24 protein-coding genes are annotated in these 24,972 nt (G+C 45.2%); 19 read left to right on the top strand and 5 right to left on the bottom strand.

The features are described from left to right. Positions 1-32 precede the first annotated feature (32 nt). On the bottom strand, positions 33-785 hold the full coding sequence (locus ACXAD1_RS23670) for an RsfA family transcriptional regulator (RefSeq protein WP_474911196.1): 753 nt from the start codon (positions 783-785) through the stop codon (positions 33-35). Positions 786-1,165: 380 nt separating this feature from the next. Between ACXAD1_RS23670 and ACXAD1_RS23665 the strand changes: the two genes are divergently transcribed. The 3 genes from ACXAD1_RS23665 to ACXAD1_RS23655 all read left to right on the top strand — a co-directional run bounded on the left by ACXAD1_RS23665 (position 1,166) and on the right by ACXAD1_RS23655 (position 3,542). After that, entirely contained in the window at positions 1,166-1,390 is a 225-nt protein-coding gene (locus ACXAD1_RS23665; RefSeq protein WP_009332328.1) for a YuzB family protein, read from the top strand. Positions 1,391-1,672: 282 nt separating this feature from the next. Then, positions 1,673-2,974 (top strand): HD domain-containing protein, encoded by a 1,302-nt coding sequence (locus ACXAD1_RS23660; RefSeq protein ID WP_370224421.1) that lies wholly within the window; start codon positions 1,673-1,675, stop codon positions 2,972-2,974. Between the two features lie 58 nt (positions 2,975-3,032). Continuing rightward, entirely contained in the window at positions 3,033-3,542 is a 510-nt protein-coding gene (locus ACXAD1_RS23655; protein ID WP_474911195.1) for a YwgA family protein, read from the top strand. Between the two features lie 207 nt (positions 3,543-3,749). Here the strand turns inward: ACXAD1_RS23655 and ACXAD1_RS23650 are convergent, their stop codons facing one another. Further along, positions 3,750-3,935 carry a 2-hydroxymuconate tautomerase gene (locus ACXAD1_RS23650; RefSeq protein ID WP_206840828.1) on the bottom strand — a complete coding sequence of 62 codons (186 nt, stop codon included), beginning with the start codon at positions 3,933-3,935 and terminating at the stop codon, positions 3,750-3,752. Positions 3,936-4,115: 180 nt separating this feature from the next. On the opposite strand from ACXAD1_RS23650, the gene ACXAD1_RS23645 reads away from it, so the two are divergent. Together ACXAD1_RS23645 and ACXAD1_RS23640 are read left to right on the top strand one after the other, a co-directional pair. Then, positions 4,116-4,775: a site-2 protease family protein gene (locus tag ACXAD1_RS23645; RefSeq protein ID WP_019380571.1), complete on the top strand. Its 660-nt coding sequence runs from the start codon at positions 4,116-4,118 to the stop codon at positions 4,773-4,775. Between the two features lie 36 nt (positions 4,776-4,811). Further along, the gene (locus ACXAD1_RS23640; RefSeq protein WP_206840826.1) at positions 4,812-5,324 is read left to right on the top strand and encodes a YwhD family protein; all 513 of its coding nucleotides are present in this window, start codon (positions 4,812-4,814) and stop codon (positions 5,322-5,324) included. Positions 5,325-5,543: 219 nt separating this feature from the next. Here ACXAD1_RS23640 and ACXAD1_RS23635 read toward each other — a convergent pair whose 3' ends face one another. Beyond that, the gene (locus tag ACXAD1_RS23635) at positions 5,544-7,613 is read right to left on the bottom strand and encodes a transglycosylase domain-containing protein (protein ID WP_474911194.1); all 2,070 of its coding nucleotides are present in this window, start codon (positions 7,611-7,613) and stop codon (positions 5,544-5,546) included. Between the two features lie 416 nt (positions 7,614-8,029). Between ACXAD1_RS23635 and speE the strand changes: the two genes are divergently transcribed. The 7 genes from speE (at position 8,030) to ACXAD1_RS23600 (ending at position 14,315) form a co-directional block, all read left to right on the top strand. Further along, entirely contained in the window at positions 8,030-8,857 is an 828-nt protein-coding gene (speE, locus tag ACXAD1_RS23630; protein WP_206840823.1) for a spermidine synthase, read from the top strand. A 60-nt stretch (positions 8,858-8,917) separates the two neighbouring features. Then, positions 8,918-9,796: an agmatinase gene (gene speB, locus ACXAD1_RS23625; RefSeq protein ID WP_474911353.1), complete on the top strand. Its 879-nt coding sequence runs from the start codon at positions 8,918-8,920 to the stop codon at positions 9,794-9,796. A gap of 268 nt (positions 9,797-10,064) precedes the next feature. Next, complete coding sequence (locus ACXAD1_RS23620) at positions 10,065-10,517, top strand: YwiB family protein (RefSeq protein ID WP_206840819.1); 453 nt, start codon at positions 10,065-10,067, stop codon at positions 10,515-10,517. After that, on the top strand, positions 10,504-12,171 hold the full coding sequence (gene argS / locus ACXAD1_RS23615) for an arginine--tRNA ligase (RefSeq protein ID WP_206840817.1): 1,668 nt from the start codon (positions 10,504-10,506) through the stop codon (positions 12,169-12,171). Before ACXAD1_RS23620 ends, argS begins: the two co-directional genes overlap by 14 nt. A gap of 129 nt (positions 12,172-12,300) precedes the next feature. After that, positions 12,301-12,480, top strand: a complete 180-nt coding sequence (locus ACXAD1_RS23610; RefSeq protein WP_009332314.1) for a XapX domain-containing protein — start codon at positions 12,301-12,303, stop codon at positions 12,478-12,480. A gap of 359 nt (positions 12,481-12,839) precedes the next feature. Beyond that, positions 12,840-13,742, top strand: a complete 903-nt coding sequence (locus ACXAD1_RS23605) for a DMT family transporter (protein WP_474911193.1) — start codon at positions 12,840-12,842, stop codon at positions 13,740-13,742. Between the two features lie 24 nt (positions 13,743-13,766). Then, on the top strand, positions 13,767-14,315 hold the full coding sequence (locus ACXAD1_RS23600) for a cysteine dioxygenase (protein ID WP_474911192.1): 549 nt from the start codon (positions 13,767-13,769) through the stop codon (positions 14,313-14,315). Between the two features lie 366 nt (positions 14,316-14,681). On the opposite strand, the gene uvsE is transcribed toward ACXAD1_RS23600, so the two are convergent. Then, positions 14,682-15,638, bottom strand: coding sequence for a UV DNA damage repair endonuclease UvsE (uvsE, locus tag ACXAD1_RS23595; RefSeq protein WP_206840811.1), 957 nt, complete (start codon positions 15,636-15,638; stop codon positions 14,682-14,684). A gap of 30 nt (positions 15,639-15,668) precedes the next feature. After that, positions 15,669-16,850: a cardiolipin synthase gene (cls, locus tag ACXAD1_RS23590; protein ID WP_474911352.1), complete on the bottom strand. Its 1,182-nt coding sequence runs from the start codon at positions 16,848-16,850 to the stop codon at positions 15,669-15,671. Between the two features lie 278 nt (positions 16,851-17,128). Between cls and ACXAD1_RS23585 the strand changes: the two genes are divergently transcribed. From ACXAD1_RS23585 to ACXAD1_RS23555, 7 genes are all read left to right on the top strand, one after another. Then, positions 17,129-19,240 carry a (Fe-S)-binding protein gene (locus tag ACXAD1_RS23585; RefSeq protein ID WP_474911191.1) on the top strand — a complete coding sequence of 704 codons (2,112 nt, stop codon included), beginning with the start codon at positions 17,129-17,131 and terminating at the stop codon, positions 19,238-19,240. A gap of 326 nt (positions 19,241-19,566) precedes the next feature. Then, positions 19,567-20,754 (top strand): acetyl-CoA C-acetyltransferase, encoded by a 1,188-nt coding sequence (locus ACXAD1_RS23580; RefSeq protein WP_370221893.1) that lies wholly within the window; start codon positions 19,567-19,569, stop codon positions 20,752-20,754. Positions 20,755-20,761: 7 nt separating this feature from the next. Next, positions 20,762-20,956 carry a hypothetical protein gene (locus ACXAD1_RS23575; RefSeq protein ID WP_474911190.1) on the top strand — a complete coding sequence of 65 codons (195 nt, stop codon included), beginning with the start codon at positions 20,762-20,764 and terminating at the stop codon, positions 20,954-20,956. A gap of 71 nt (positions 20,957-21,027) precedes the next feature. Then, complete coding sequence (locus ACXAD1_RS23570) at positions 21,028-21,882, top strand: 3-hydroxybutyryl-CoA dehydrogenase (protein ID WP_474911189.1); 855 nt, start codon at positions 21,028-21,030, stop codon at positions 21,880-21,882. 49 nt (positions 21,883-21,931) lie between these two features. Beyond that, complete coding sequence (locus ACXAD1_RS23565; RefSeq protein ID WP_206840803.1) at positions 21,932-23,062, top strand: acyl-CoA dehydrogenase; 1,131 nt, start codon at positions 21,932-21,934, stop codon at positions 23,060-23,062. A 53-nt stretch (positions 23,063-23,115) separates the two neighbouring features. Further along, complete coding sequence (locus ACXAD1_RS23560; RefSeq protein WP_206840801.1) at positions 23,116-24,255, top strand: acyl-CoA dehydrogenase; 1,140 nt, start codon at positions 23,116-23,118, stop codon at positions 24,253-24,255. Between the two features lie 31 nt (positions 24,256-24,286). Continuing rightward, on the top strand, positions 24,287-24,931 hold the full coding sequence (locus tag ACXAD1_RS23555; protein ID WP_206840799.1) for a TetR/AcrR family transcriptional regulator: 645 nt from the start codon (positions 24,287-24,289) through the stop codon (positions 24,929-24,931). Positions 24,932-24,972 lie beyond the last annotated feature (41 nt).

Below are 24,972 nucleotides of genomic sequence, written 5' to 3'. Positions count from 1 at the left end.
TAACTCCTGGGGAGGAAGGCGCTACCACTTTTCTATTCCGCTACTCTCTCCAAATTGCCGTTGCGGTCCATTTTAAACTTGGATGCAGGCCTTTCTTCTTCATCAAACAGAACAAAATTGCGGGCTCTGTTCATAATTTTCATCAGTGTCTCGTAATCTTCCTGAATGGTTACCGTATTCTGCTCCAATTCGCCGATTTTGCTCTCAAGCACTTCATTCCGGCTTCTTAGATCTGCATTTTCGCGCTTCAATCTTTCATTCTCATTCTTTAGTATATCAAGCTGAATGCCTGAATGATTCAATGTTTGCAAGTATGCGATAACGGTATCCATATCCAGCTGTGCAGGCGGAGTATAAACCGGCTCTGAATAGGTGTAGGATGAGACCGTTTCTGTTTGGGAGTGCACTTCATCCTCTGTGCGCTCCTCGTAAAAATCAGCCGGTGACGGCTGTACAATTGCATTTGTCTGAATTGGCGCTGCTTCAACCTCCTGCATAGTTGGGACTGGCGGAGAGTATAAGAGTTTCTTTTTGCCGCCCTGATCCTTTCCTAGCATTCTTTGTCTCTGCTTGCGCTGTTTCTTGGCTAACTGAAGCGCTTTTTCATACTGGTGCCTTACCACAGCGTTCCAGCGGAATCCGCATGCCGCAGAGGTGCGGTTCAGCTTGTCTCCAACTTCCTCAAAAGCGTTTAACTGAGTGCTGCCTTCCCTCACATGCCGTAAAACGGTTTCTGCCAGCAATAAATCGTTTTCATCTGTCCAAGCGTCCTGACGTACTTTCATGTAACCTCAACTCCCTAAATTATTTCTTTTTGCTGTTGCCTTAGTTAAAGGATGGACATACTTGGCAGATTTTATACAAAGGTGATTAAAAGGATAGTAGATTTTTTTAAAATTTTATTTTTCGCTAGATACGTATGGCGGTTTTGTGGAGATTACTAAGATTCACCACTCAAGTTAATGATTACACCTTGCAATAGAGCTGGATAAGTTTTAAAATAGCCTGTAGCAGTTGGCAGGGCAGTCCTTTTAATCTGAATAGGAATGCCGTGCAGCGGACATGCTTTAACGAAGAAGATGACCAGGCGCGAAATGCGCGGATAAAGCTCCCGGAACGGGGAGCGCACAATATAAAAGATTGACCGCAGAAAGGGTTGTAATAAATGGCAAACGAATTTCGTGTTTGCGACGATTGTCAGGCTGTAAATCTGAAGACATTGATACCTCGATTAAAAGAGATAGATCCTGAAGCAAAAATTGATGTTGGCTGCCAGTCCTATTGCGGGCCAGGCCGCAAAAAAACATTTGCTTTCGTCAATAACCGTCCCCTTGCCGCACTGACGGAAGAGGAATTGATGGAGAAAATTAATAAAAAGCTGAAAAAATAAAGATCACCCTGACTTCTGTCCTGAGGTGATTTTATTTTTTACCTGAGTTTATGATTGAGCTCTGATTGGTAAATAGACTTAGGAGGCAAAATTGTTTTTAGAAAAGTCGAAAAATATTTCTGGAGCAGATGATTGGTGTATCGCGGTTTCTGTCGAAGAGCCATGAAAAACAGAGAATTTTATGATGAATTGACACCGTAATCGGGATATAATAGGTATACGCCAGAAATTGGGAACAACAGGTTCGGAAAGTGTGGAAACAGGAAAAGCGGAGGGTACGGAATGGCATATTCAGCGGAAAAGTTAAGTGAGGAAAAAGTATTTAAAGATCCCGTTCATCGGTACATACACGTCAGGGATAGAGTGATCTGGGATTTAATCGGGACCAAAGAGTTTCAGCGTCTTAGAAGAATAAAGCAGCTCGGAACAACTTATTTAACCTTCCATGGTGCTGAGCATAGCCGCTTTAACCACTCGCTCGGAGTTTACGAGATTGTGCGGCGCATTTCCGATGACGTCTTTTTTGGCAGGCCGGAATGGGATGACGAAGACCGCATCCTGACCTTATGCGCTGCACTACTCCACGATTTGGGGCATGGCCCGTTCTCACACTCCTTTGAAAAAGTATTCGATCTTGATCATGAACATTATACTCGGGCGATCATTCTCGGCGATACCGAGGTTCATCAGGTGCTCACAAGGGTAAGTGCCGATTTTCCGCAAAAAGTGGCAGATGTGATTGCCAAAACTTCTAAAAATAAGCTGGTGGTCAGCCTGATTTCCAGCCAGATTGATGCGGACCGGATGGATTATCTGCAGCGTGATGCTTATTTTACCGGCGTCAGCTATGGCCACTTTGACATGGAGCGGATCCTGCGTGTCATGAGGCCGCGGGAAGACCAGGTCGTGATCAAGCAGAGCGGGATGCATGCTGTTGAGGATTACATTATGAGCCGGTACCAGATGTATTGGCAGGTTTATTTCCACCCGGTTACACGCAGTGCCGAGGTGATCCTGACCAAAATCCTTCATCGTGCGAAAGATTTGCATGAACAGAAATACAGGTTTAAATATGATCCCATCCATTTTTATTCTTTATTCAATGGTGAAATTACTCTTGAAGATTATATAAAGCTCGATGAAGCTATTATTCTTTATTATTTTCAGATGTGGCAGGAGGAAGAAGATCCAATACTGAAAGATCTCTGCTGCCGATTTATGGACCGGAATTTATATAAATATGTGGAATTCGACCCGGCGAAAGAGTATAAGAAGCTGGCAGAGCTGTCAGCTTTGTTCAAAAAGGCAGGCATCGATCCGGAATATTACCTGGTCGTCGATTCTTCATCTGATTTGCCTTATGATTTTTACCGTCCGGGCGAGGAAGAAGAAAGACTGCCGATCCATTTGCTGCTGAAGAATGGGGATATCCGCGAGCTTTCCCGCGAATCGGAGATCGTGGATGCCATTTCAGGGAAACGACGCACTGATCATAAGCTGTACTATCCGTCTGATTTTATTGCAGACGACAGCAAAAAGCCAAACATTAAAAAACAGATTAGAACGCTGCTGGAAATCGATTAAGACTACATAATTGGTTTTCTATAGATACGGGAAAAAACGGAGTAGGAGATGAAGAGCTTTGTTAAAGGATCACGCCAAACTAATGCACGCCATTGCAGTCTCTGATGAAATCGTGGGACGGAAAAAGCTGCAGAAAATGATTTATATCGCCAAAAACATCGCATTTCCCTTTCAGGAAAGATTTCAATTTCACTTTTACGGACCATATTCGGAAGAATTGACATTAAGGGTTGAAGAACTCTGCAATATGGGATTCTTAAACGAAGTAAAGGAAAAAAAGGGCGGCTACTATCAGTATCGATACACACTTACTGAAACCGGCAAGGAATTTTTGGACATTAACGCTGTCGATATGCCCAGCCTCCAGGACTGCCTGCATGATATGAACGGCCAGAATGCAAGATTCCTTGAACTCGTCTCAACGGTCCTTTATTTTAACGACCTCCCAAAAGAAGAAGTGAAAGAAAAAGTCTTTACCCTAAAAAGCAAACAGCGATACACGGATGAAGAAGTGGAACAGGCATATCAATATATTGAAAGCTTAAGAGAAAAAGCCGGGCTGCATTAACGCCTGGCTTTTCTTTTTTGCTGAATTTCTGAAAGGAAGTCTTCCGCACATAAATCGGAGCTATCCGCACATAATTTTTTTTATCTGCAAGTAAAATGGTGCTATCCGCACATAAAAAAATTTATCCGCACATAAAAAGCGTCTGGATGAGAAAAATCCATAAAAAAAAGCAGTTTCCGTATGGAAAACTGCCCTTAATAAGAAAGTTTACTGATCGCTTAAGCGTTTTCCACCGACAGCATAGTGATTTTTGGACATTTCTTCGATAAATACGACAATTTTATCTTCAGGTGCCCCAGTCGTTTCGCTTACTGCAGCTGTTACTCTTTCAGCGAGCGCTTTTTTCTGTTCTTCAGTGCGTCCTTCAAGCATTTTAACGGTTACGTATGGCATTTTCTTTTCCTCCTCACTATGTATGCTTGTATTTTTCCACTTTTTCTCGCAATGTGCAAGTCTGATTCCCTTTGCTCAGGCGTTCATGTATACTTTTAGGTAAATAGCATCGGCTTTTCCTACATAGTATGTATAAATAAAGCCTGGCTTTTCAGCCGGCAGGAGAGGGAGTTTTGGCATTTGGAACAATTTTTGGCATTTTCTCTCAGGGAGATTCCCTATGTCGCGGTAACGTTGATGATCGCCTTTACGGTCCATGAATTTGCCCATGCTTATGTGGCTTATAAGTTTGGAGATCCCACAGCAAAAAATCAGGGCAGATTAACTCTAAATCCCATGCAGCATCTGGATCCGATTGGAACAATCCTGATTTTTATTGCCGGTTTTGGATGGGCCAGGCCAGTACCGGTCAACCGTTTCTTTTTCAAAAATCCGAAGCTTGCCGGGATATCTGTCTCAATTGCGGGACCGATATCCAATCTGGTGATGGCTGTCCTGGGCTTTTTTATCTGGTATGCCCTAGCCGGTACAGGACTCGCTGCTTCGTTTCCAGCGTTTGTGGCAGATTTCCTTAATATCTTTATTCAGCTGAATTTAGTGCTGTTTGTATTCAACCTGCTGCCGTTTCCGCCGCTTGATGGCTACAGAATTATTGAGGATCTGGCACCAGCCCATATTCGCCCGAAAATGACTCAGTTTGAGGCGTATGGGTCCGTTATTTTCCTTATTCTTGTCATTACACCGCTGGATCAATACACCATCCAGCCAATTTTTAACACCGTTTTGCCAGTGCTGGCGAGCGGCCTAAATGATTTTTTCTATGAAATATTTATGACATAATAATAAGAGCCTAATATTTGCTTAGGAGGACTTGAAATGGAAGAAAAAAAGAAAAAGAAGGTTGATTTTAATATAATCAAGAGCGACCCGACTGAAGGACATGGCGGATTTGGGGTCGGGACTCTGAGCCTTGATAATGTAACACCGGTTATTATTGATGTGGATGCCGGGGAGGCGTCAATTGAAGTGGGCGCCATGCATGCTCGCAGTCCTGTTGAAAAAGGCATCAAGTTTTTGAAAAGCAAAGAGGAAGTGCCAAATGGGAAGCCGTACTGGCTAATTTGGGTCACCATAGACCGCAAAGAGGGCGGCGCTTATTATGCAGGTGTTACAGCATGTGAGATGACAGTCGACAGAGAAATCCGCCGGGGCTACAAATCGCTGCCAGAGCATGTGAACCGCATGGATAAATCGATTAAAAGACACATCATTGTAGATCATATGGATGAGAAATCCAAAAAAGTGCTGGCAGATTTCCTGAAAAATCATGACGCAGGCATGTGGGAAAGATCGGCGGAACGGCTAAAAACAGATTTACAAGCCATTTAGAAAAAAAGTCTAATTTTGTGACGAAATTGTGACATTTTTTTGACGTGATTTTCTAACTACTTGTACAATTCCAATAAAAAAAGTAAACTATTTAACAGTGTGAAGGCACAATATAGCACTAGGACACGAAAAACCCCGGGATTCGGACCCCGGGGTTTTTCAATGTAAAAAGACAGGCACCTATACCATTTTTATTAGTGGTATAGGTGCCTGTCACCATTACGAAGCCCACCGAAACAGTTTCTTATACCAAGGTGTCTCGGGCTTCTTTTCAGGCTCCTCGATTTTCTTCTCATCTTTATGGCTCAAATGGTCTGTACAGTATTCCGCAGGTTCTGTGCCTTCTGCGAAATAGGTTAGGCGCTTGACCGGGCAGTTTTCCCCGGCAATTTTCCCGTTGGCTGGATCAATGTAGACGCCGACTGTATCTTTGGGCGCTTTGAATTCCTTGGCCGGCTTTCCTTTATGGGCTTCCTCCATAAACCGGATCCAAATATTTTTGGCATACGTTTTGTCAACTGTTTTTGTAATGACCTGGCCTTTGTCATAGCCGGTCCATACCGCAGTGACCAGCTGTGGTGTAAAGCCGGCCATCCAGCTGTCTGTTTCTGTTGAACCGGACTTGCCGGCGTACGGGCGTGTCATGTCGTTGATGACTGTGCTTCCCGTTACCTGGGCATAGCCGTTCAGCTTCCGGTCAAAAATACCTGTCATCATATGGGTCATAACGAAAGCAAGGTCAGGCTTCAGAACCTTCATCTGAAATGGCTCCTGCTCGTAGATAACTTCGCCTTTATGGTTCTCCACACGCTTAATCAGTACCGGCGAGACCTTTTTCCCTCCATTGGCGAACATGCTGTAGGCGTTCGCAAGCTCAATGACTCTCATACCGGATGTGCCGAGTGCAAGGGACGGTACCTTCGCCATTTTAGAGGTAATGCCAAATTTCTTGGCTGTATTGACAAGCGTCTCTTCTCCTAAAAATAAATGAGTCTTCACCGCATAGACATTGTCAGATAGAGCAAGGGCCTGGGCCATTGTGATTTCGTCATCCGCATACTTGCTGTTGAAGTTATGCGGTGTATAGTCCGGCGTACCGTCTTCAAACCGAAAAGTCGTCTGCTCGCTCCGGATTGGAGTGGAGGGGGTGAAGCCCTGCTCCAATGCCGCGTAATAGAGAAGCGGCTTTATCGTCGATCCGGGCTGCCTGACTGCCTGGACTGCCCGGTTAAATGGACTTTCCTCATAATCACGTCCGCCAACCATTGCTTTCACATACCCGTTTTTCGGATTCATGGCCACAACTCCGACCTGAATCTCCGAGTCTTTTGAAATAAGCTTATTTATTGTTTCTTCCGCGATTTCCTGTTCCTTCAGATTCAAAGTGGTATAAACCTTCAATCCGCCCAGTTCAATTGTGCGGTCATCCAGCTTCAGCTGTTTTTTAAGGGCATTGCGGACAGCGTCCTGAAAATACGGGGCTGTTTTCGATCGTGGATGCATGTGCTCACCAACCAGCTCAAGCTCTTCCGCCGCCGCGAGATCAGCTTCTTTTTGGCTGACAAGCCCGTTCTTCACCATCGTCTGCAGAATCACTTTCTGACGCTGATCTGCTTTTTCTGCTGATGCAAATGGCGAGTAGATGCCAGGACCCTTAGGGATGCCGGATAAAATCGAAGCCTCAGCCAATGACAGCTCACTTGCATCCTTCCCGAAATAGAACTGGCTTGCTGCCTGCGCGCCGTAAGCTCCATTGCCGTAATAAATCGTATTTAAATAGCCTTCGAGGATTTCCTTTTTCGTATAATTCATCTCCAGCCTAATGGTATAAAAAGCCTCAAGCAATTTCCGCTTCCAGGTTTTTTCATGTTCAAGGAACAGGTTGCGGGCATACTGCTGGCTGATGGTGCTGGCGCCCTGAACTTTGGCCATTGCCTTTATATCAGCGATGGCGGCACCTGCGATTCTTTTATAATCAAATCCATTGTGCTCGAAAAAATTCTTATCCTCTATCGAGACCGTCGCATCAATCAAATGCGGGCTGATGTCATCAAGTGGGGCCCAATAGCGTTTTTGGCCGTTGTGGCTTTCTCCGATAACCGTGCCATCATCCGAGAAAAATAAAGTTGATTGCGGAACGGCAAGCGGCGGAGGCCCTAAGATTTTGGCATATACGAGAATGCCTCCGATCATCACTGCGGCTATAGCCATTCCTATTAAGCTAATAATGAGAACCGCACGCAAATATTTCATCGTTTTCCGAAAACGCTGATCTGTCATTAATTCCATATCAAGCACCCCCTATTTATCTGTTTCAAACTTTTTTATAGTGAAAAGTTAATGCAGTGCCAAGTGACCGAAAAGATAAAAAACTGACCGATAAACTGTCCAAACTGACCGATAAACTAGAAGTCTGACCGATAAAGACTCCAAAGTGACCGATAAAATTAAAAGCTGACCGATAAATGCAGCGAATTATCCAAATAATTTCCTAATAAGTGCTCTATGTATTCAGTATTGAAAAAACAGGAGGATTTTAAACATCTTTCTCTACTAATTAGCGAAATTTTTCTTGCAATTTTGCTAGATTCATCTATACTTTTTCTGTGTTTGTTATTTGCATGTTAGGGAAGTATAAAAGATGAAAATGCTTTTTGCTGCTCTTTAGTGATAATTCATTTTTTTATGGAAGGAATGATTAAAGAATGGGACTTTGGTTTACAGAGAAACAAACGGAGAACTTTGGCATTACGATGAAGGTAAAGCGTACTTTACATACAGAACAGACAGAATTCCAGAAGCTTGATATGGTGGAAACAGAAGAGTGGGGCAATATGCTTCTTCTTGACGACATGGTTATGACTTCAGTCAAGGATGAGTTTGTTTACCATGAGATGGTTGCGCACATTCCTTTGTTCACGCATCCAAACCCTGAAAACGTTCTTGTTGTTGGCGGCGGTGACGGCGGTGTTATCCGTGAAGTCCTTAAGCACCCAAGCGTGAAAAAGGCGACTCTGGTGGATATCGACGGAAAGGTTATTGAGTACTCAAAAAAATTCCTTCCTGAGATTGCAGGCAAGCTCGATGACCCTCGCGTTGATGTGCAGGTGGGCGATGGCTTCATGCACATTGCCGAAAGCGAAAATGAATATGACGTAATCATGGTGGACTCAACTGAGCCGGTTGGACCTGCGGTAAATCTATTCACAAAAGGCTTCTATGCTGGAATCTCTAAAGCCTTAAAAGAAGACGGCATCTTTGTGGCCCAGTCTGACAACCCTTGGTTCAAAGCGGACCTTATCCGCAACGTACAGCGCGATGTGAAAGAAATTTTCCCAATCACTCGTCTCTACACTGCGAATATCCCTACTTACCCAAGCGGAATGTGGGCATTTACAATCGGATCTAAAAAATACGATCCATTAGAAGTAAGCGAAGATCGCTTCCATGAAATCGAAACAAAATACTATACGAAGGAATTGCATAAAGCGGCATTTGTATTGCCTAAATTTGTTGCAGACTTAGTGAAGTAATGGACAGGCTGCTTTCTAAAGCAGCCTTCTTGAATACATAAAAAGTGAGGGATGACCTTGGTGCGTTTTGATGAAGCCTATTCAGGCAATGTGTTTATTAAAAGCCATCCTAGTTATGAGGAAAGTGAAGCGGTCATTTATGGAATGCCGATGGATTGGACGGTCAGCTATCGTCCAGGCTCCCGTTTCGGCCCTGGCCGCATCAGGGAAGTTTCCATCGGGCTTGAAGAGTACAGCCCATACCTGGACCGTGAGCTTGAAGAGGTAAAATATTATGATGCCGGCGATATTCCGCTGCCATTCGGAAATCCCCAAAAAAGCATCGATATGATTGAGGAGTTTATCGATCAGCTTCTGGCGGAGGATAAATTCCCGCTTGGCATGGGCGGAGAACATTTGGTTTCCTGGCCTGTGATCAAAGCAATGTACAAAAAATATCCGGATTTAGCGATTATCCATATGGACGCCCATACGGATCTTCGTGTGGATTATGAAGGGGAGCCATTATCCCATTCAACGCCAATCCGCAAGGTAGCTGATTTAATTGGGCCTGGCAATGTCTATTCTTTTGGCATCCGTTCTGGCATGAAAGAAGAATTCCAGTGGGCGAAAGAAGTCGGCATGCACATTTCAAAATTCGAAGTGCACAAGCCATTGAAAGATATTCTTCCTAAGCTTGCAGGACGTCCGGTCTATGTAACAATTGATATTGATGTTCTTGACCCTGCCCACGCGCCGGGAACAGGCACAGTCGACGCAGGCGGCATCACATCAAGAGAGCTTCTTGCTTCTATTCATGAAATTGCCTATTCAGATGTTAAAGTCGTTGGAGCTGACCTTGTAGAGGTTGCGCCCATCTATGATCCATCTGAACAAACGGCCAATACAGCCAGCAAACTGATCCGGGAAATGATTCTTGGATGGGTGAATAAAAAATAAAAGTGAAACTTTAATCAGTTGGGGAGTTTTTTATCCCCAACTGATTGTTAGTTGATCCAATCGTGCCTTTACGGGCAGTAGGCCCCCATTCATTCTTCTGAGTCTTGAATGGGGGCCTGCTGCCCGGTAGACTGCGATAAACGGGGACCTCGGTCTCCGTTTTTTTATTTGATAAAATTCGGGCGGTGCCTGCCACCCGCTCCTTGCACTTTCCCCATCAAGTATTTATACTTATATAGTTATATATGATGAAAAGGATGTGTTGCCGTTGTCCAGTCGCTCAGCGGAACAAATGCCTGTGAAGATTAATGTGAAGACAGATATTCGCAGCGGAGGCAGCAAAGAGACTTTTGAATTGACTGCTTTTGGCCGATACTATAGAAAAGATTCTGCCCGGTTCCTTCAGTATGATGAAATGATGGAAGAGGGAACAGTAAAGACGATCATAAAAATGTCCGATGCAGACGGACTGATTTTACGAAGCGGCGCCGTGAAAATGAGGCTCCCTTTCAGAATGAATAAAAAGCTCCGCGGCAGCTACGAGACGCCATACGGAGTGTTTGAGATGGGCACAGTGACCAAGCGGATGGTCCATCAATATGATGAAGAATCCGGCGAAGGTTCGATTGATATTTTATACGATTTGAAAATGCAGGGATCCCAGGCAGGTACATACCATTTGGCGATTACGTTTGAGGAGGAGAACAATGAACATAGTTGAGCAGGTGCAAGGCAAATTAAAGCAGGAAATTAAGGATGCGGTTGTTAAGGCTGGCTTGGCAGCGAAAGAGCAGATTCCGGATGTAATTCTGGAAATCCCGAAGGAAAAGGCGCATGGAGACTATTCCACGAATATGGCGATGCAATTAGCGCGTGTGGCTAAAAAAGCGCCAAGAATGATTGCAGAGGAGCTTATCGCTCATTTTGACAGCTCAAAGGCTTCCATTGAAAAAATTGAAATCGCCGGGCCTGGCTTTATCAATTTTTACATGAATAATTCTTATTTAACTGACCTGATTCCGGCCGTTCTGGAAGCAGGGGATCAGTACGGAGAAACAACGGTTGGAAACAGCCAGAAGATCCAGGTGGAGTTTGTTTCAGCTAACCCGACAGGGGACTTGCATCTTGGACATGCCCGCGGCGCAGCTGTCGGCGACTCCTTATGCAACATTTTAGATAAAGCCGGCTATGATGTTTCCCGTGAGTACTATATCAATGATGCCGGAAACCAGATTAACAATCTGGCTCTATCGGTTGAAGCGCGGTATTTCCAGGCTCTTGGCCTTGAAAAAGAAATGCCGGCTGACGGCTACCATGGCGAAGACATCATCGGCATCGGCAAAAAGCTGGCTGACGAGTACGGCGATAAGTATGTAAATGCGGATGAAAAAGAGCGTTTTGACTTTTTCCGTGAATACGGCCTGAAATATGAAATGGCGAAGCTGAAGCAGGATCTTGAAGACTTCCGCGTGCCATTTGATGTATGGTATTCTGAAACATCCCTTTATCATAATGGCAAAATCGACACAGCCCTGCAGGCATTAAAGGATAACGGCCACATTTACGAAGATGAGGGTGCAACCTGGTTCCGCTCAACTGCTTTCGGTGATGATAAAGACCGTGTTCTGATTAAAAATGACGGTTCTTACACATATCTGACTCCAGATATCGCTTACCATAAAGACAAGCTTGAAAGAGGCTTTGAAAAGCTGATCAACATTTGGGGCGCTGATCACCATGGCTACATCCCGCGCATGAAAGCAGCCATCCAGGCGCTTGGCTATGACCGTGAGGCGCTCGAAGTCGAAATCATCCAGCTTGTACACTTGTACAAAAACGGCGAAAAAATGAAGATGAGCAAACGTACCGGCAAAGCGGTAACGATGCGTGACCTTGTGGAAGAAGTAGGACTGGATGCAACACGCTATTTCTTCGCGATGAGAAGCGCAGATACGCATCTTGATTTTGACCTTGATTTGGCTGTATCACAATCAAACGAAAACCCCGTTTACTATGCCCAGTACGCACACGCGCGTATTTCCAGCATCCTGCGCCAGGGTGAAGAGCAGGGCATGTCTGCCGAAGCTGCAGATTACTCCCTGATTCAGGCGGAAAAGGAAATCGACGTTCTGAAGAAAATCGGCGAATTCCCGCAGGCTGTCGGCGAAGCTGCGCAAAAGCGCATGCCGCACAGAATCACGAACTATATTTATGAACTGGCTTCTACTTTCCACAGCTTCTATAATGCTGAAAAAGTACTGGATGCGGAAAATCCGGAAAGAACCAAAGCCCGCCTGGCATTAATCAAAGCGGTTCAGACTACTTTGAAAAACGCTCTGAAATTAATCGGTGTATCTGCTCCGGAAAAAATGTAAAACGCAAGGCTGGCACTTATTGGTGCCGGCTTTTTTCATGTTTTAGACGAAAAAGGGGAAGCTAAAGGCATATGTTTAAAGGGTGTAGTTAAACTGGTAAAACATAGTAAGCCACTATAGGAGGATCTCATGAAAATCGTTCTTTTATCCATACTTACAGGATTTCTTGTCGGATTTGTCTTTGCTTTCATGAAGCTGCCGATTCCCGCTCCGCCAGCTTTGCCTGGCATAATGGGGATTGTCGGCATTTACCTCGGGTTTAAAGCATATGAAGTGGTTCTGCCCTGGCTGCAGGGGATATTGAGATAGATTGGAAAAGGGTGTCCACATTATTTGGGGGCATTCTTTTTGTCTAAATGTGAACTTTACAAATAAATCCTGAATTTAGCAAATAAACCTTGGAAACCAGCAAACAAATCAGGAAAAATGCAAACAAACCTTGGAAACCTGCAAACAAATCAGGAAAAATGCAAACAAATCGGAAAACCAGGCAGCAAACCAAAAAGTAACGGGCAAATCCTCAGAAAATTAGTCAGCCAATCCGGAAAATCAGCAAAAAAATAATAAATTTGGCATACAATCCGCAAGTAAATCAAACTAAACTCCGCATTTTACATCGGGACGAGCATATCATGGTAGAAACCCTTCCGGAAAGGACATGCTCGCCCATGAAGCCACAATTGGCATCCTCTTTTTACGCAACCATTTCGATCAGTTTTTGGGGAGTCTCTTTTGTTTCAACCAAAGCTGTTTTGGATAAGCTGGACCCTTATACATTAATCATTCTCCGGTTTGCCATCGGGGCAGCTTTTCTGCTCCTTGTGCTTCTCTTAAAAAAATATCCGCTCCACATCCCGCTCAGATATATTCCCCATTTAATTGTTCTCGGTGTACTCGGCGTTTTCATCCATCAGGTCATCCAGGTAACATCTCTAAAGACAATAGACGCCTCATCTGCGGGGTGGATCATTTCTTTTTCACCTGTTTTTACCGTGCTTCTCTCCATGATCTTCCTTCATGAAAAATTGACATTCCTAAAGGCACTGGGCATTATAACTGCGATTTCCGGAGTGCTCATGGTAACAGGAGCAAGAAGCGGCCAGACGCTTGGATTTGCTTTAAATATAGGGTATTTTCTCATGATCCTAAGTACACTGAATTGGGCCATATACTCGATTTTGGTGAAGAAGCTGCAAATTAAGCTTCCTTCACTTGTGGTCACTTTTTATATGAGTTTGCTTGGATGTGTGTTGACCATTCCCTTTTTAATGAGAGATAGAGGGTGGGAGAAGTTTCATCTTTTATCCGATTCTGAATGGGTTCATATATTGTTTCTGGGCATATTTGTGTCAGGGGTTGGCTACTGGTACTGGTCCAGGGCACTTGAGGTTTTGGAAGCTTCCAAAGTATCAATGTTTATCTATATGGAGCCGCTGTTTACCTTTATTGCGGCCATTCTATTGCTTCGTGAAAAAATTTCCTTCATAAGCATAATGGGCGGAATCATAATTATTATAGGAGTGATCATGGTGAATGGTCAGCTGAAATATTTTTCATGGAGGAAACGATAATCCACATAAAGGGGGAGTCGTTTAGTGGCCTTGAAGGAACGGTTTAAAAAGAGTTTGAATTCATTGAAATCACCTTCTGCAGAAGAACTTAGAAAGGCTTTTGCATCACTTGATATCAAACTTGAGGAGTTACTTCCCCACTTGCAGCCGGCAGATGGAAAACCCTATTACCGCAAGCTGCTATATCAAAATAATGAAGTGGAGCTGCTCGTCATGAACTGGTCGGATCTCGAATGCGCCCCTCATGATCATGGTAATTCAAAGGGGTGGATTCAAGTAGTAAATGGAGATTCGGAAAACACCGTTTTTGAAGTGAAGAAAGGCGTCCCATTTGAGCTTTTTGCAGAGATAAAGTCCAAAGGATCCTTCTTTTTTGCTCCCAAAAAAGGGGTGCATAAAATGAAGAGTGCAGGCAGGGAGAACCTTGTCACACTGCACCTTTATTCACCGCCAATTACGGGGATGAAGGTCTATGACCTGGAGAAATGCGCTGCCTGTGTAGTCTCTGAAGACTGTGGGGCCTGGTGGCCGGAGGAACAGAGACAGAAGGTGAAGGAGATTCAGTTAAGATAAAAGGGCGTTCCGCCATGGAACGCCTTCCATTACGAATGACAAACTTCGGAATTAGATAACTGTCTAGCTGCGGCGCCTACCCCCTCGAGGTCACAAGCCTGTCTAGTTGCGGCTCCTAGGGACTCGAGACATAAGTCGATCCCTTCCAGAAGGAAAGAACACCTTCTGGAAGGGCACGTCTTATGCTTGTCGTCCCTGGGCAGTCGCCTCCACATTTCTTACAATCCTCTCAAAAAGGCAAAGAACGCCTTTCCGTGAGGCTCGTCTTGTGCTTGAGGCCCCCAGGATGGGGGTCATGCAGACGTTGCCACAGGACGTGGCGTTCTTAGTCTGCGTTCCTTCGTGAGCAAGGCGCCTCCGCTTTTCTTATTTCCATTCTACCTCCGCCCCGCCAATCCTTTTCACCCCGCGAATGCTGCTGATATCCTCTGTCAGCTTAAGAGCAGCCTTATCTTTTGCTTTAGCTTCAATCATGAAATCGATATCTCGATTAAAGGTTTTCAGGAGATCGAGAAGCGGTCTGATAAAATCAATGTCAACATAGTCGGCATGGGACCGGAAGGCTTTTTCCGATTTGGGCGAGGAGATGTGGATTTTCGGCTTGAGTCCTGTTTTTTCCCATGTCTGAAAAATCTCTGGGAGAAGCTCATCCAGGGGGCGGGTACCGAGGTTCGCCATATGGTGGTGATAATCGAACACAAGGGGGATGTTTTCTTTCTGGCAGGCCAGGAGAGTTTCATCCGCGTTATAGGTTTTGTCATCATTCTCGAGTGTCATTTGCTCTTTAATATGAGACGGCAGCATTTGGAGATTTTTATGGAAACGGCGGATGGTCGTGAGCTTGTCCCCGTAAGCCCCGCCAATATGAATATTAATGATGCTTTCGTTTTCAACGCCCATGGCCGCGAACATCCGGTAATGGTATTCCATATCTTTGACTGCATTTCGGGTCACATCCTCGCGCGGAGATGTGAACAGGGTGAACTGATTGGGATGAAAGCTGACGCGGAGCCCATGTTTCTTAATTAATTCACCGATTTCCAGCCATTTATCCTTAAAGGGTGTGACAAAATCCCATAAAACCTCCGGGTGTGTGGCCAGGGGCACGATTGAGCTTGAAAGCCGATATAGCTGGATTTCATGGGCGATATTAAAATAAAGCATTCTTAACGTACTTTGCAGATTCACCGCTGTGACGGCCTTCAGCTTGTCAAGCCTTTCTTCCTCAGGCATTTGCTGATAGCGCGTAAACGTTAACGTTCTCGCAGGAGATGCCTCCCACAAGCTGATGGCATGGGAAACATATCCCAGTCTGATTTTCACTTTGCAGCACCTTCTTTATGCTGGTATCCACTACAGAAAGCCTGCCACAGACCGGGCAAGCATTTCCTTGAAAGTCCGTAAAGGATCCAGCCGGTTTAATTCTTTTAGCGTCAATCTCTTTGCATTTAGTATGTCTTTGTCTACAACAGCTTGGATCTGCTTAATGAACTCTTTGTCATAAATAAAGCAATTGATTTCATAATTTAAGAACAGGCTCCGCTTATCAAAATTGGCTGTTCCGACATCACTGATTTCATTATCGATAATAATCGCCTTTGCATGGTAAAAGCCCTTTTTGTACTCATACACGTAAGCACCTTGTTTAATCAAGGTCCTTAAGTAAAGATAAGAGGCCTCTTTTACAAGAATATGATCCGTGATGCATGGGACGAGTATTTTTACTGTAACGCCGCGTTCCAGGGCATGAATTAAGTCCTGAAAAAGCCTTTTGCCCGGAATAAAATAGGGGGTCCCAATCGTAATGCTCTTTTTCGCATTGCGTATTAAAGAGGAGAAGCTTTCTTCTAAAAAAGCCCCTTTATAAGACGCTAACTGATGGCGGTATTCTCCTGCATGCAGCTCAGGAAAATAGATGCTGTTTGCGAGCAGGTCAGTCTTCGCTGCTTTATACCAATCAATCAGGAACTCTCTTTGCAGATCCTGTACCCCTTCACCGTGGAATTTCAAATGATAGTCACGCCAGGGGTTCAGCTTTTTGTCCTGATTGATGTATTCTTTGCCGATATTGAAGCCGCCGCTGTAACCGACCTTTCCGTCAATAACGGTAATTTTCCGGTGGTTCCTGGCCTGAAAAGAATAGAAGAGAAAAGGCAGCTTTGGCACATGGGCAAACGAAAACTTAATGCCGCTGCTTTTTAGATCCTTAACAGTCTTTCTTTTAACAGGAAAGCTTCCGGCCCAATCAAGCAAAAGACGGACTTCCACTCCTTCTTTTGCTTTACCCTTTAAAATAGTTAAAAACTCCTTGCTGATTTTATCATCCTTCACAATATAAAATAAAATATGGATATGCTTTTGGGCCTTCTTAAGCTCGGAGAATAAATCATCAAACAAAGCAGGCCCGTCTGCAAACAATTCCATATCAGACTGCCTGATGGGCAGGGTGGTCCGCTCAAGCTTTTTCATATGGCTTTTCCGGCCCAGTGTAAAATCAATATAGAGCCACAAGAAGATGACGAGTAAAACGACCATAATGATATTCCAGACAGTCAATGCAATCTTCCTCTCGACAGGATTTTCCTGTTAGTATTTCCTGCAGAGATTTTTCTATCATGGAATCTTCCCAAAAGGGGAGGACTTTTCACCTTTAAAAAGAATTTAATAAATGTAAATAATAAAAATTTTTCGAACAAGTTTAACGAAAAATGGTTGACTGAATGCTCATTCATAATATAATGGAAGTAAGATTAAATTCAGAAAATTATATTGTTTTTAAAATTTTCTAAGACGAAGAAAGGAGCACCATGCCTATGAACGGTTTATTATGGATCAACTTAATTGCATTTCTTCTTGTAACCGCTTACGCTATTAGCCTGTTTGTCTATGTTGTGAAGACGCGGATTGAATATATCAAGCTTGGCAAAAAGGTGGAGTTTGACGGCAAGGTGAAAGAACGCCTTGAGAAGATCTGGGTCAACGTATTTGGCCAGAAAAAGCTTTTAAAGGATAAGAAAAGCGGTATCATCCACGTGATGTTTTTCTACGGCTTCATTCTTGTCCAATTTGGAGCAATCGATTTTATTATCAAGGGAATTAAGCCAGGTGCGCATTTGCCGCTGGGCCCGTTATATCCTGGCTTCACCTTTTTCCAGGAAATTGTGACCCTTATGATCCTTGTTGCGGTAATCTGGGCTTTCTACCGCCGTTATGTGGAAAAGCTTGTCCGCTTAAAACGTGGATTTAAATCAGGTCTCGTACTTATTTTTATCGGAGGGCTCATGCTTTCCGTACTGCTTGGCAATGGAATGGGCATGATTTGGCATGGCCATGAAGGAACCTGGACAGAGCCGGTTGCTTCCATGATAGCCGGTGCATTCTCATGGATGGGTGAAACGGCTTCAATTGTTGTGTTTTACATCTCATGGTGGATTCACTTAGTATTCCTGCTTGCTTTCCTTGTGTATGTGCCGCAATCCAAGCACGCTCACTTAATCGCCGGACCGGCCAACGTATATTTCAACCGACTGGATAATCCGGGGAAATTAAAGGCAATCGACTTTGAAGATGAATCACAGGAAAGCTTTGGTGTCGGAAAGATTGAAGATTTTACACAGCATCAGATGATCGATTTCTATGCATGTGTGGAATGCGGACGCTGTACCAATATGTGTCCGGCAACCGGCACGGGAAAAATGCTTTCGCCAATGGATTTAATCCTGAAATTGCGTGACCATTTAACCAATCACGGTGCTGTTGTCACTTCGAAGCAGCCCTGGGTGCCGACATTCGCTTTTTCAAATACGAAAGGCAATCAGCTTGCCCTTGCAGCTGCCGGCCAGGGTGCAGAAGAAGCAGCTGCGGGCCTTGCTTACAGCCCAAGCCTGATCGGGGAAGTCATCACAGAAGAAGAAATCTGGGCTTGTACGACTTGCCGCAATTGTGAAGACCAATGCCCGGTTATGAATGAACATGTGGATAAAATCATTGACCTCCGCCGCTACCTTGTTTTAACTGAGGGTAAAATGGATGCTGATGCACAGCGTGCCATGACCAATATCGAGCGCCAGGGCAATCCTTGGGGACTGAACCGCAAGGAGCGCGAAGACTGGAGAGAAGCACGCGAAGATGTTCATGTGCCGACAGTGAAGGAAATGAAAAAGGCAGGAGAAGAGTTTGAATACCTATTCTGGGTTGGCTCCATGGGATCTTACGATAACCGCAGCCAAAAGATCGCTCTTTCCTTTGCGAAACTCATGAATGAAGCAGGCGTTAAGTTCGCTATCCTCGGAAACAAGGAAAAGAACTCTGGTGATACACCAAGACGCCTTGGAAACGAGTTCTTATTCCAGGAGCTTGCTACAAAGAATATTGAAGAGTTTGAGAAAAATGAAGTGAAGAAGATCGTAACGATTGACCCTCATGCCTACAACATTTTCAAAAATGAGTATCCGGATTTCGGATTAGAGGCAGAGGTTTATCATCATACTGAAGTGCTTGCCCAGCTTGTAGAAGAAGGCAAGCTGAAGCCGCAATATGCTGTAGAAGAAACGATCACATTCCATGATTCCTGTTATCTTGGACGCTACAACGAGGTGTACGATCCTCCGCGTGAAATCCTTAAGAGCATTCCGGGCGTTAAGCTTGTGGAAATGGAAAGAAACCGCGAAACCGGCATGTGCTGCGGAGCGGGCGGCGGCTTGATGTGGATGGAAGAGGAAACAGGACACCGCATCAACGTCTCACGCACCGAGCAGGCACTTGCAGTGAATCCATCCGTGATCAGCTCCGGATGTCCATACTGCCTAACGATGCTGTCAGATGGCACGAAAGCAAAAGAAGTGGAAGAACAGGTTCATACGTACGATGTTGCCGAAATTCTCGAAAAGTCTGTTATAGGTGAAAGCCAGAACTTAGCATCCTAACATATTGAAAGTGGAAATTGAAGCACTGAAGCAAATTTCAGCTAAAGCATTTTGACGAAAAATGTTTTTACCAGAATTTTGTGTAAAGTGTTTCAATTTCTGCTATTTTTCTAGTAAAATAGAAAATAATAAAGCGCTTACAATTCTGCTGGGTGACTGAAGATCGGGTAAATCCCTTTGTTTCGCGGTCTTTTCGAGCGAGCGTTCAGTCAACTAAAGCACCTTCACAAACATTTAACTTCAGCCAGAACAGCTTCAGAGACCCAATTTTTTTCTAATCAATTTTTCGAACATTTTAAATTAATAGTACAAAGGAGCGATTCTTTATGGGGAAAACCGTAATTCTTAGCGGAGTAAGAACACCTTTTGGAAAATTTGCCGGAGCGCTTAGCAGCTTTACAGCTTCTGACCTTGGCGGATTTGCAGTAAAAGAAGCACTGAACCGTGCCGGCGTCAATCCAGAGGATGTAGATGAAGTGATTCTCGGAACCGTCCTCCAGGGAGGTCAGGGCCAGATTCCTTCACGCCAGGCTGCGCAAAAGGCCGGCTTGCCGTGGGAAGTGAAAACGGAAACGATCAATAAAGTTTGTGCATCCGGTATGCGAAGTGTCACTTTAGGAGATCAGATCATCCGGGCGGGTGACGAGGAAGTCATCGTGGCCGGCGGCATGGAGTCCATGAGCAATGCGCCATACATTTTACCGAAAGCGCGCTGGGGCCTGCGCATGGGTGATTCCACTGTTAAAGACTTAATGGTTCATGACGGTTTGAGCTGCAGCTTTACAGGCGTCCATATGGGCACGTATGGAAACTCGACAGCTAAAGCGTTTGAAATCAGCCGAGAAGAGCAGGACAACTGGGCGCTAAGAAGCCATGAACGTGCCATTGCAGCAATGGAATCCGGCAAATTGGCAGAGGAAATCGTGCCTGTGGAAGTGCCGCAGCGAAAGGGTGACCCAGTCGTTGTCTCCAAGGATGAGTCTCCGCGCAAAGATACTTCCCTGGAAAAGCTTGCTAAGCTGGGGTCAGTTTTTAACTCCGATGGAACGATCACTGCCGGGAATGCGCCTGGCGTTAACGACGGAGCAGCAGCATTAGTATTGATGAGCGAAGAGCGTGCGGAACGCGAAGGCAAAAAGCCGGAAGCTTATATTCTAGGCCATACAGCGCTTGCAGTGGAAGCCAAGGATTTCCCGCAAACTCCTGGCCTTGTCATTAATGCTCTTTTGAAAAAGACAGGAAAAACCCTGGAAGAAATTGATCTATTTGAAATTAACGAAGCATTTGCGGCTGTTGCTTTAACAAGCGGAAAAATTGCCGGCCTTGATGAAGAAAAAGTGAATGTAAACGGCGGTGCCGTTGCTCTGGGCCACCCAATCGGCGCAAGCGGAGCGAGAATCATTCTAACGCTGATGCATGAACTGAAGCGCCAAGGAGGCGGAATCGGCATTGCGGCCATCTGCAGCGGAGGCGGCCAGGGCGATGCGGTGATGATTGAGGTTCCGAAGCAGTAATCTGTTTTTGGGACGGCGGGTGCAGCCGGAAAAGCATCGTTTTACCGGCCGAGAGATAGATGCAACTAATCACTTATTGGCCGGAATTAGGATTTTTACGGCCAAAATAATCAATTTAACGGCCAAACGGATAAATCGCAGGACTGAACAGACATTTACCGGCCAAATCAGCAGAAATACCGGCCAAAATGAAAAACGATAGAGGCAGCTGATCATCTATTCGGACCAAATTAACAATTTACCGGCCAAAGCCCAAGAACGGAGGATACAAAAATGAATGTAAAAAACATTATGGTAATCGGTGCTGGACAAATGGGTTCAGGAATCGCTCAGGTTTGTGCGCAGGCAGGCTACAGCGTCATCTTAAACGACCTAAATCCAGATTTTGTTGAACGCGGCCTTAGCGTGATTAAAAATAATCTTTCCCGCCAGGTGGAAAAAGAGCGCATGACAGCGGAAGAGATGGAAACAGTGCTTAAAAATGTAACCGCTTCAACCGATCTGCAGGATGCAAAAAAAGTTGAGCTCGTTATCGAAGCAGCCGTTGAAAACATGGAAATCAAAACAAAAATCTTCAGCCAGCTGGATGAAATTGCACCAGAGCATACAATCCTGGCGAGCAATACATCGTCTCTTCCTATCACAGAAATCGCAGCTGCGACAAAACGGCCGGAAAAAGTCATCGGCATGCATTTTATGAACCCGGTGCCAGTGATGAAGCTAGTAGAAATCATCCGTGGCCTTGCGACAGCAGACGAAGTGTATCAAACAATTGAAGACATCACAAAGACGCTTAAAAAAGTGCCTGTAGAAGTGAATGACTTTCCTGGATTCGTATCCAACCGCATCCTGATGCCGATGATCAATGAAGCAATCTTCACGCTTTATGAAGGGGTAGCGTCAAAAGAGGCAATTGATGAAGTGATGAAGCTTGGCATGAACCATCCAATGGGACCGCTGACTTTGGCTGACTTCATTGGCCTGGACACGTGCCTGTATATTATGGAAACCCTGCATGAGGGCTTTGGCGATGATAAATACCGTCCGTGCCCGCTGTTAAGAAAATATGTAAAAGCCGGCTGGCTTGGCAAGAAGACAGGCAGAGGCTTCTACGTTTACGAAAAATAATCACAGGAGCCGGCTAAAATAGAGCCAGGCAGCATCGGAGGGTATACAAATGAACCTGAGATTTACAGAAGAACAGGAAATGATGAGAAAAATGGTGCGTGATTTTGCGCAGACGGAGATTGCCCCTTTTGTAGAAAAAATGGAGCAGGGCGATTTTCCAAGGGAGATTCTCCGCAAAATGGGCGGGCTTGGCCTGATGGGAATTCCGATTCCTGAAAAATACGGCGGATCCGAAATGGATTTTACTTCTTACATTATCGCCATCCATGAACTGTCCCGCATAAGTGCGACAGTTGGCGTTATTTTATCCGTCCACACATCAGTAGGAACAAACCCAATCCTTTACTTCGGTACGGAAGAGCAGAAGCAGAAATATATTCCGAAGCTTGCTTCAGGCGAGTATCTCGGAGCTTTTTGCCTTACTGAACCGAGCGCAGGCTCAGATGCGGGAAGCCTGAAATCCCGTGCGGTAAAAGATGGAGACCATTATGTCATCAATGGCTCAAAAGTGTTTATTACGAATGCCGGTGAAGCAGATGTATATATTGTATTTGCATCCACAAATCCGGAGCTTGGCAGCAAAGGCATCTCCGCCTTTATTGTAGAGAAAGATACGCCAGGCCTTGTATTTGGAAAAGATGAGCACAAAATGGGACTGCACGGCTCAAGAACGCTGCAGCTGACATTTGAAGATATGCGGGTTCCGGCTGAAAATCTCCTCGGTAATGAAGGAGAGGGCTTCAAGATTGCGATGGCTAATCTGGATGCCGGACGAATCGGGATTGCTTCACAGGCACTTGGAATCGCAGAAGCGGCCTTTGAAGCAGCCGCAAGCTATGCAAAGGAACGTGTACAGTTCGGCAAACCAATCGCCGCTCAGCAAGGCGTCGGATTTAAGCTGGCAGACATGGCAACAGGCGTTGAAGCTGCAAAACTATTAATCTATCGCGCAGCAGACATGCGCCAGCGCGGCATCAAGTGCGGACTTGAAGCCTCTATGGCAAAGCTGTTTGCATCCAAAACGGCAGTGGACGTAACAACAGAAGCCATCCAGGTATTCGGCGGCTACGGCTACACAGAAGACTACCCGGTTGAGCGCTACTTCCGTGATGCTAAAATTACCGAAATCTATGAAGGCACAAGCGAAATTCAGCGGATTGTCATCAGCAAACAGCTGTAAAGCAGCCTTTTTATAAAAAAATCAACGAATCCATATAAAGAGAGGGACCAACAATGAATTTCCAATTGAGTGAAGAGCATGAAATGATCAGAAAAATGGTGCGCGATTTTGCCAGGAATGAAGTGGCGCCGACTGCTGCTGAGCGCGATGAAGAAGAGCGCTTTGACAGAGAGATTTTCGACAAAATGGCGGAGCTTGGCTTAACAGGGATTCCGTGGCCTGAAGAGTACGGCGGAATCGGCAGTGATTACCTGGCTTATTGCATCGCAGTTGAAGAGCTATCCAGAGTATGTGCCTCTACAGGTGTAACTCTTTCTGCACATACTTCCCTTGCAGGCTGGCCGATCTTCAAGTTCGGAAACGAAGAGCAAAAGCAAAAGTACTTAAAGCCGATGGCACAAGGTGAAAAAATCGGCGCATACGGACTTACTGAGCCGGGCAGCGGTTCTGATGCCGGCGGAATGAGAACGACAGCACGTCTTGAAGGCGATCATTACGTCTTAAACGGCAGCAAAATTTTCATCACAAACGGCGGAATTGCAGATATCTATGTCGTGTTTGCCCTGACAGATCCAGCTTCCAAGCATAAAGGAACAACAGCCTTTATCGTAGAGTCCGGCTTTGAAGGCTTTTCTGTCGGCAAGAAGGAAAAGAAATTGGGTATCCGTTCCTCACCTACAACTGAAATCATTTTCGAAGAGTGCAAGGTTCCGGTTGAGAACGTGCTGGGCAATGTAGGGGAAGGCTTCAAAATTGCCATGATGACACTTGACGGCGGCCGGAACGGCATCGCTGCCCAGGCTGTCGGAATTGCCCAGGGCGCGCTTGATGCTTCCGTGGAGTATGCAAAAGAACGCCAGCAGTTCGGCAAGCCGATAGCTGCCCAGCAGGGAATCGGATTTAAGCTGGCAGACATGGCCACAAGCATTGAAGCTTCAAGACTATTAACGTACCAGGCTGCATGGCTGGAATCAGAAGGACTTCCATACGGAAAAGAATCCGCCATGTCCAAACTCCTTGCCGGTGACACAGCCATGAAAGTGACAACAGATGCCGTTCAAATCTTTGGCGGCTACGGATATACAAAGGATTATCCGGTAGAGCGCTTCATGCGCGACGCCAAAATTACGCAAATCTACGAAGGCACACAGGAAATCCAGCGTCTTGTAATCTCTCGTATGGTAACAAAATAATATGTCTTACTGGGGGAGGCGGTAGATAACAATGAAAAAACGGGAAGTGCAGGCTTCTGTTAAAGATGAGCGTCTTGTCAAAAAAAGACGTGATCAGATGATTAAAGGTGCCGTCACCCTTTTTATCCAAAAAGGGTTCCATCGTACAACAACTAGAGAGATCGCAAAGGCATCTGGTTTTAGCATTGGAACGCTGTATGAATACATCCGGACGAAGGAAGACGTCCTATATCTGGTTTGTGACAGCATTTATGACCAGGTCGCCGAGCGGCTTCAAAAAGGTCTTGATACGAAGCAGGGCACGCTTGATAGCCTAAAGCAGGGCATCGCAGACTATTTCAAAGTGGTCGATGAAATGCAGGATGAAGTGCTCGTCATGTACCAGGAAGTAAAGGCGCTGACAAAGGACGCGCTTCCATATGTTCTGAAAAAAGAAATTGAAATGGTCGGCATGTTCGAGCATGTCATTACACTTTGCGTTGAGAACGGGGAACTGGAGCTGCCGGAGGAGAAAATCAAAATGATAGCCCATAACATCTTTGTCCAGGGGCAAATGTGGGCTTTCCGCCGCTGGTCGCTGCAGAAAATGTACAGCATCGATGAATATATCCAGCTGCAGACCAATCTCCTTTTTCAAGGAATAAAGGATCCGGGCAGAGTATCGGAAAACGCTTAATAATAGCGCGCAGGCATCAGCAGCACTAGTGTCTGCGCTTA

Source organism: Cytobacillus sp. ABV4_503 (assembly GCF_056158445.1).
The sequence above is the reverse complement of the archived record's forward strand: the minus strand, read 5'-3'. Positions and strand labels throughout refer to the sequence as shown.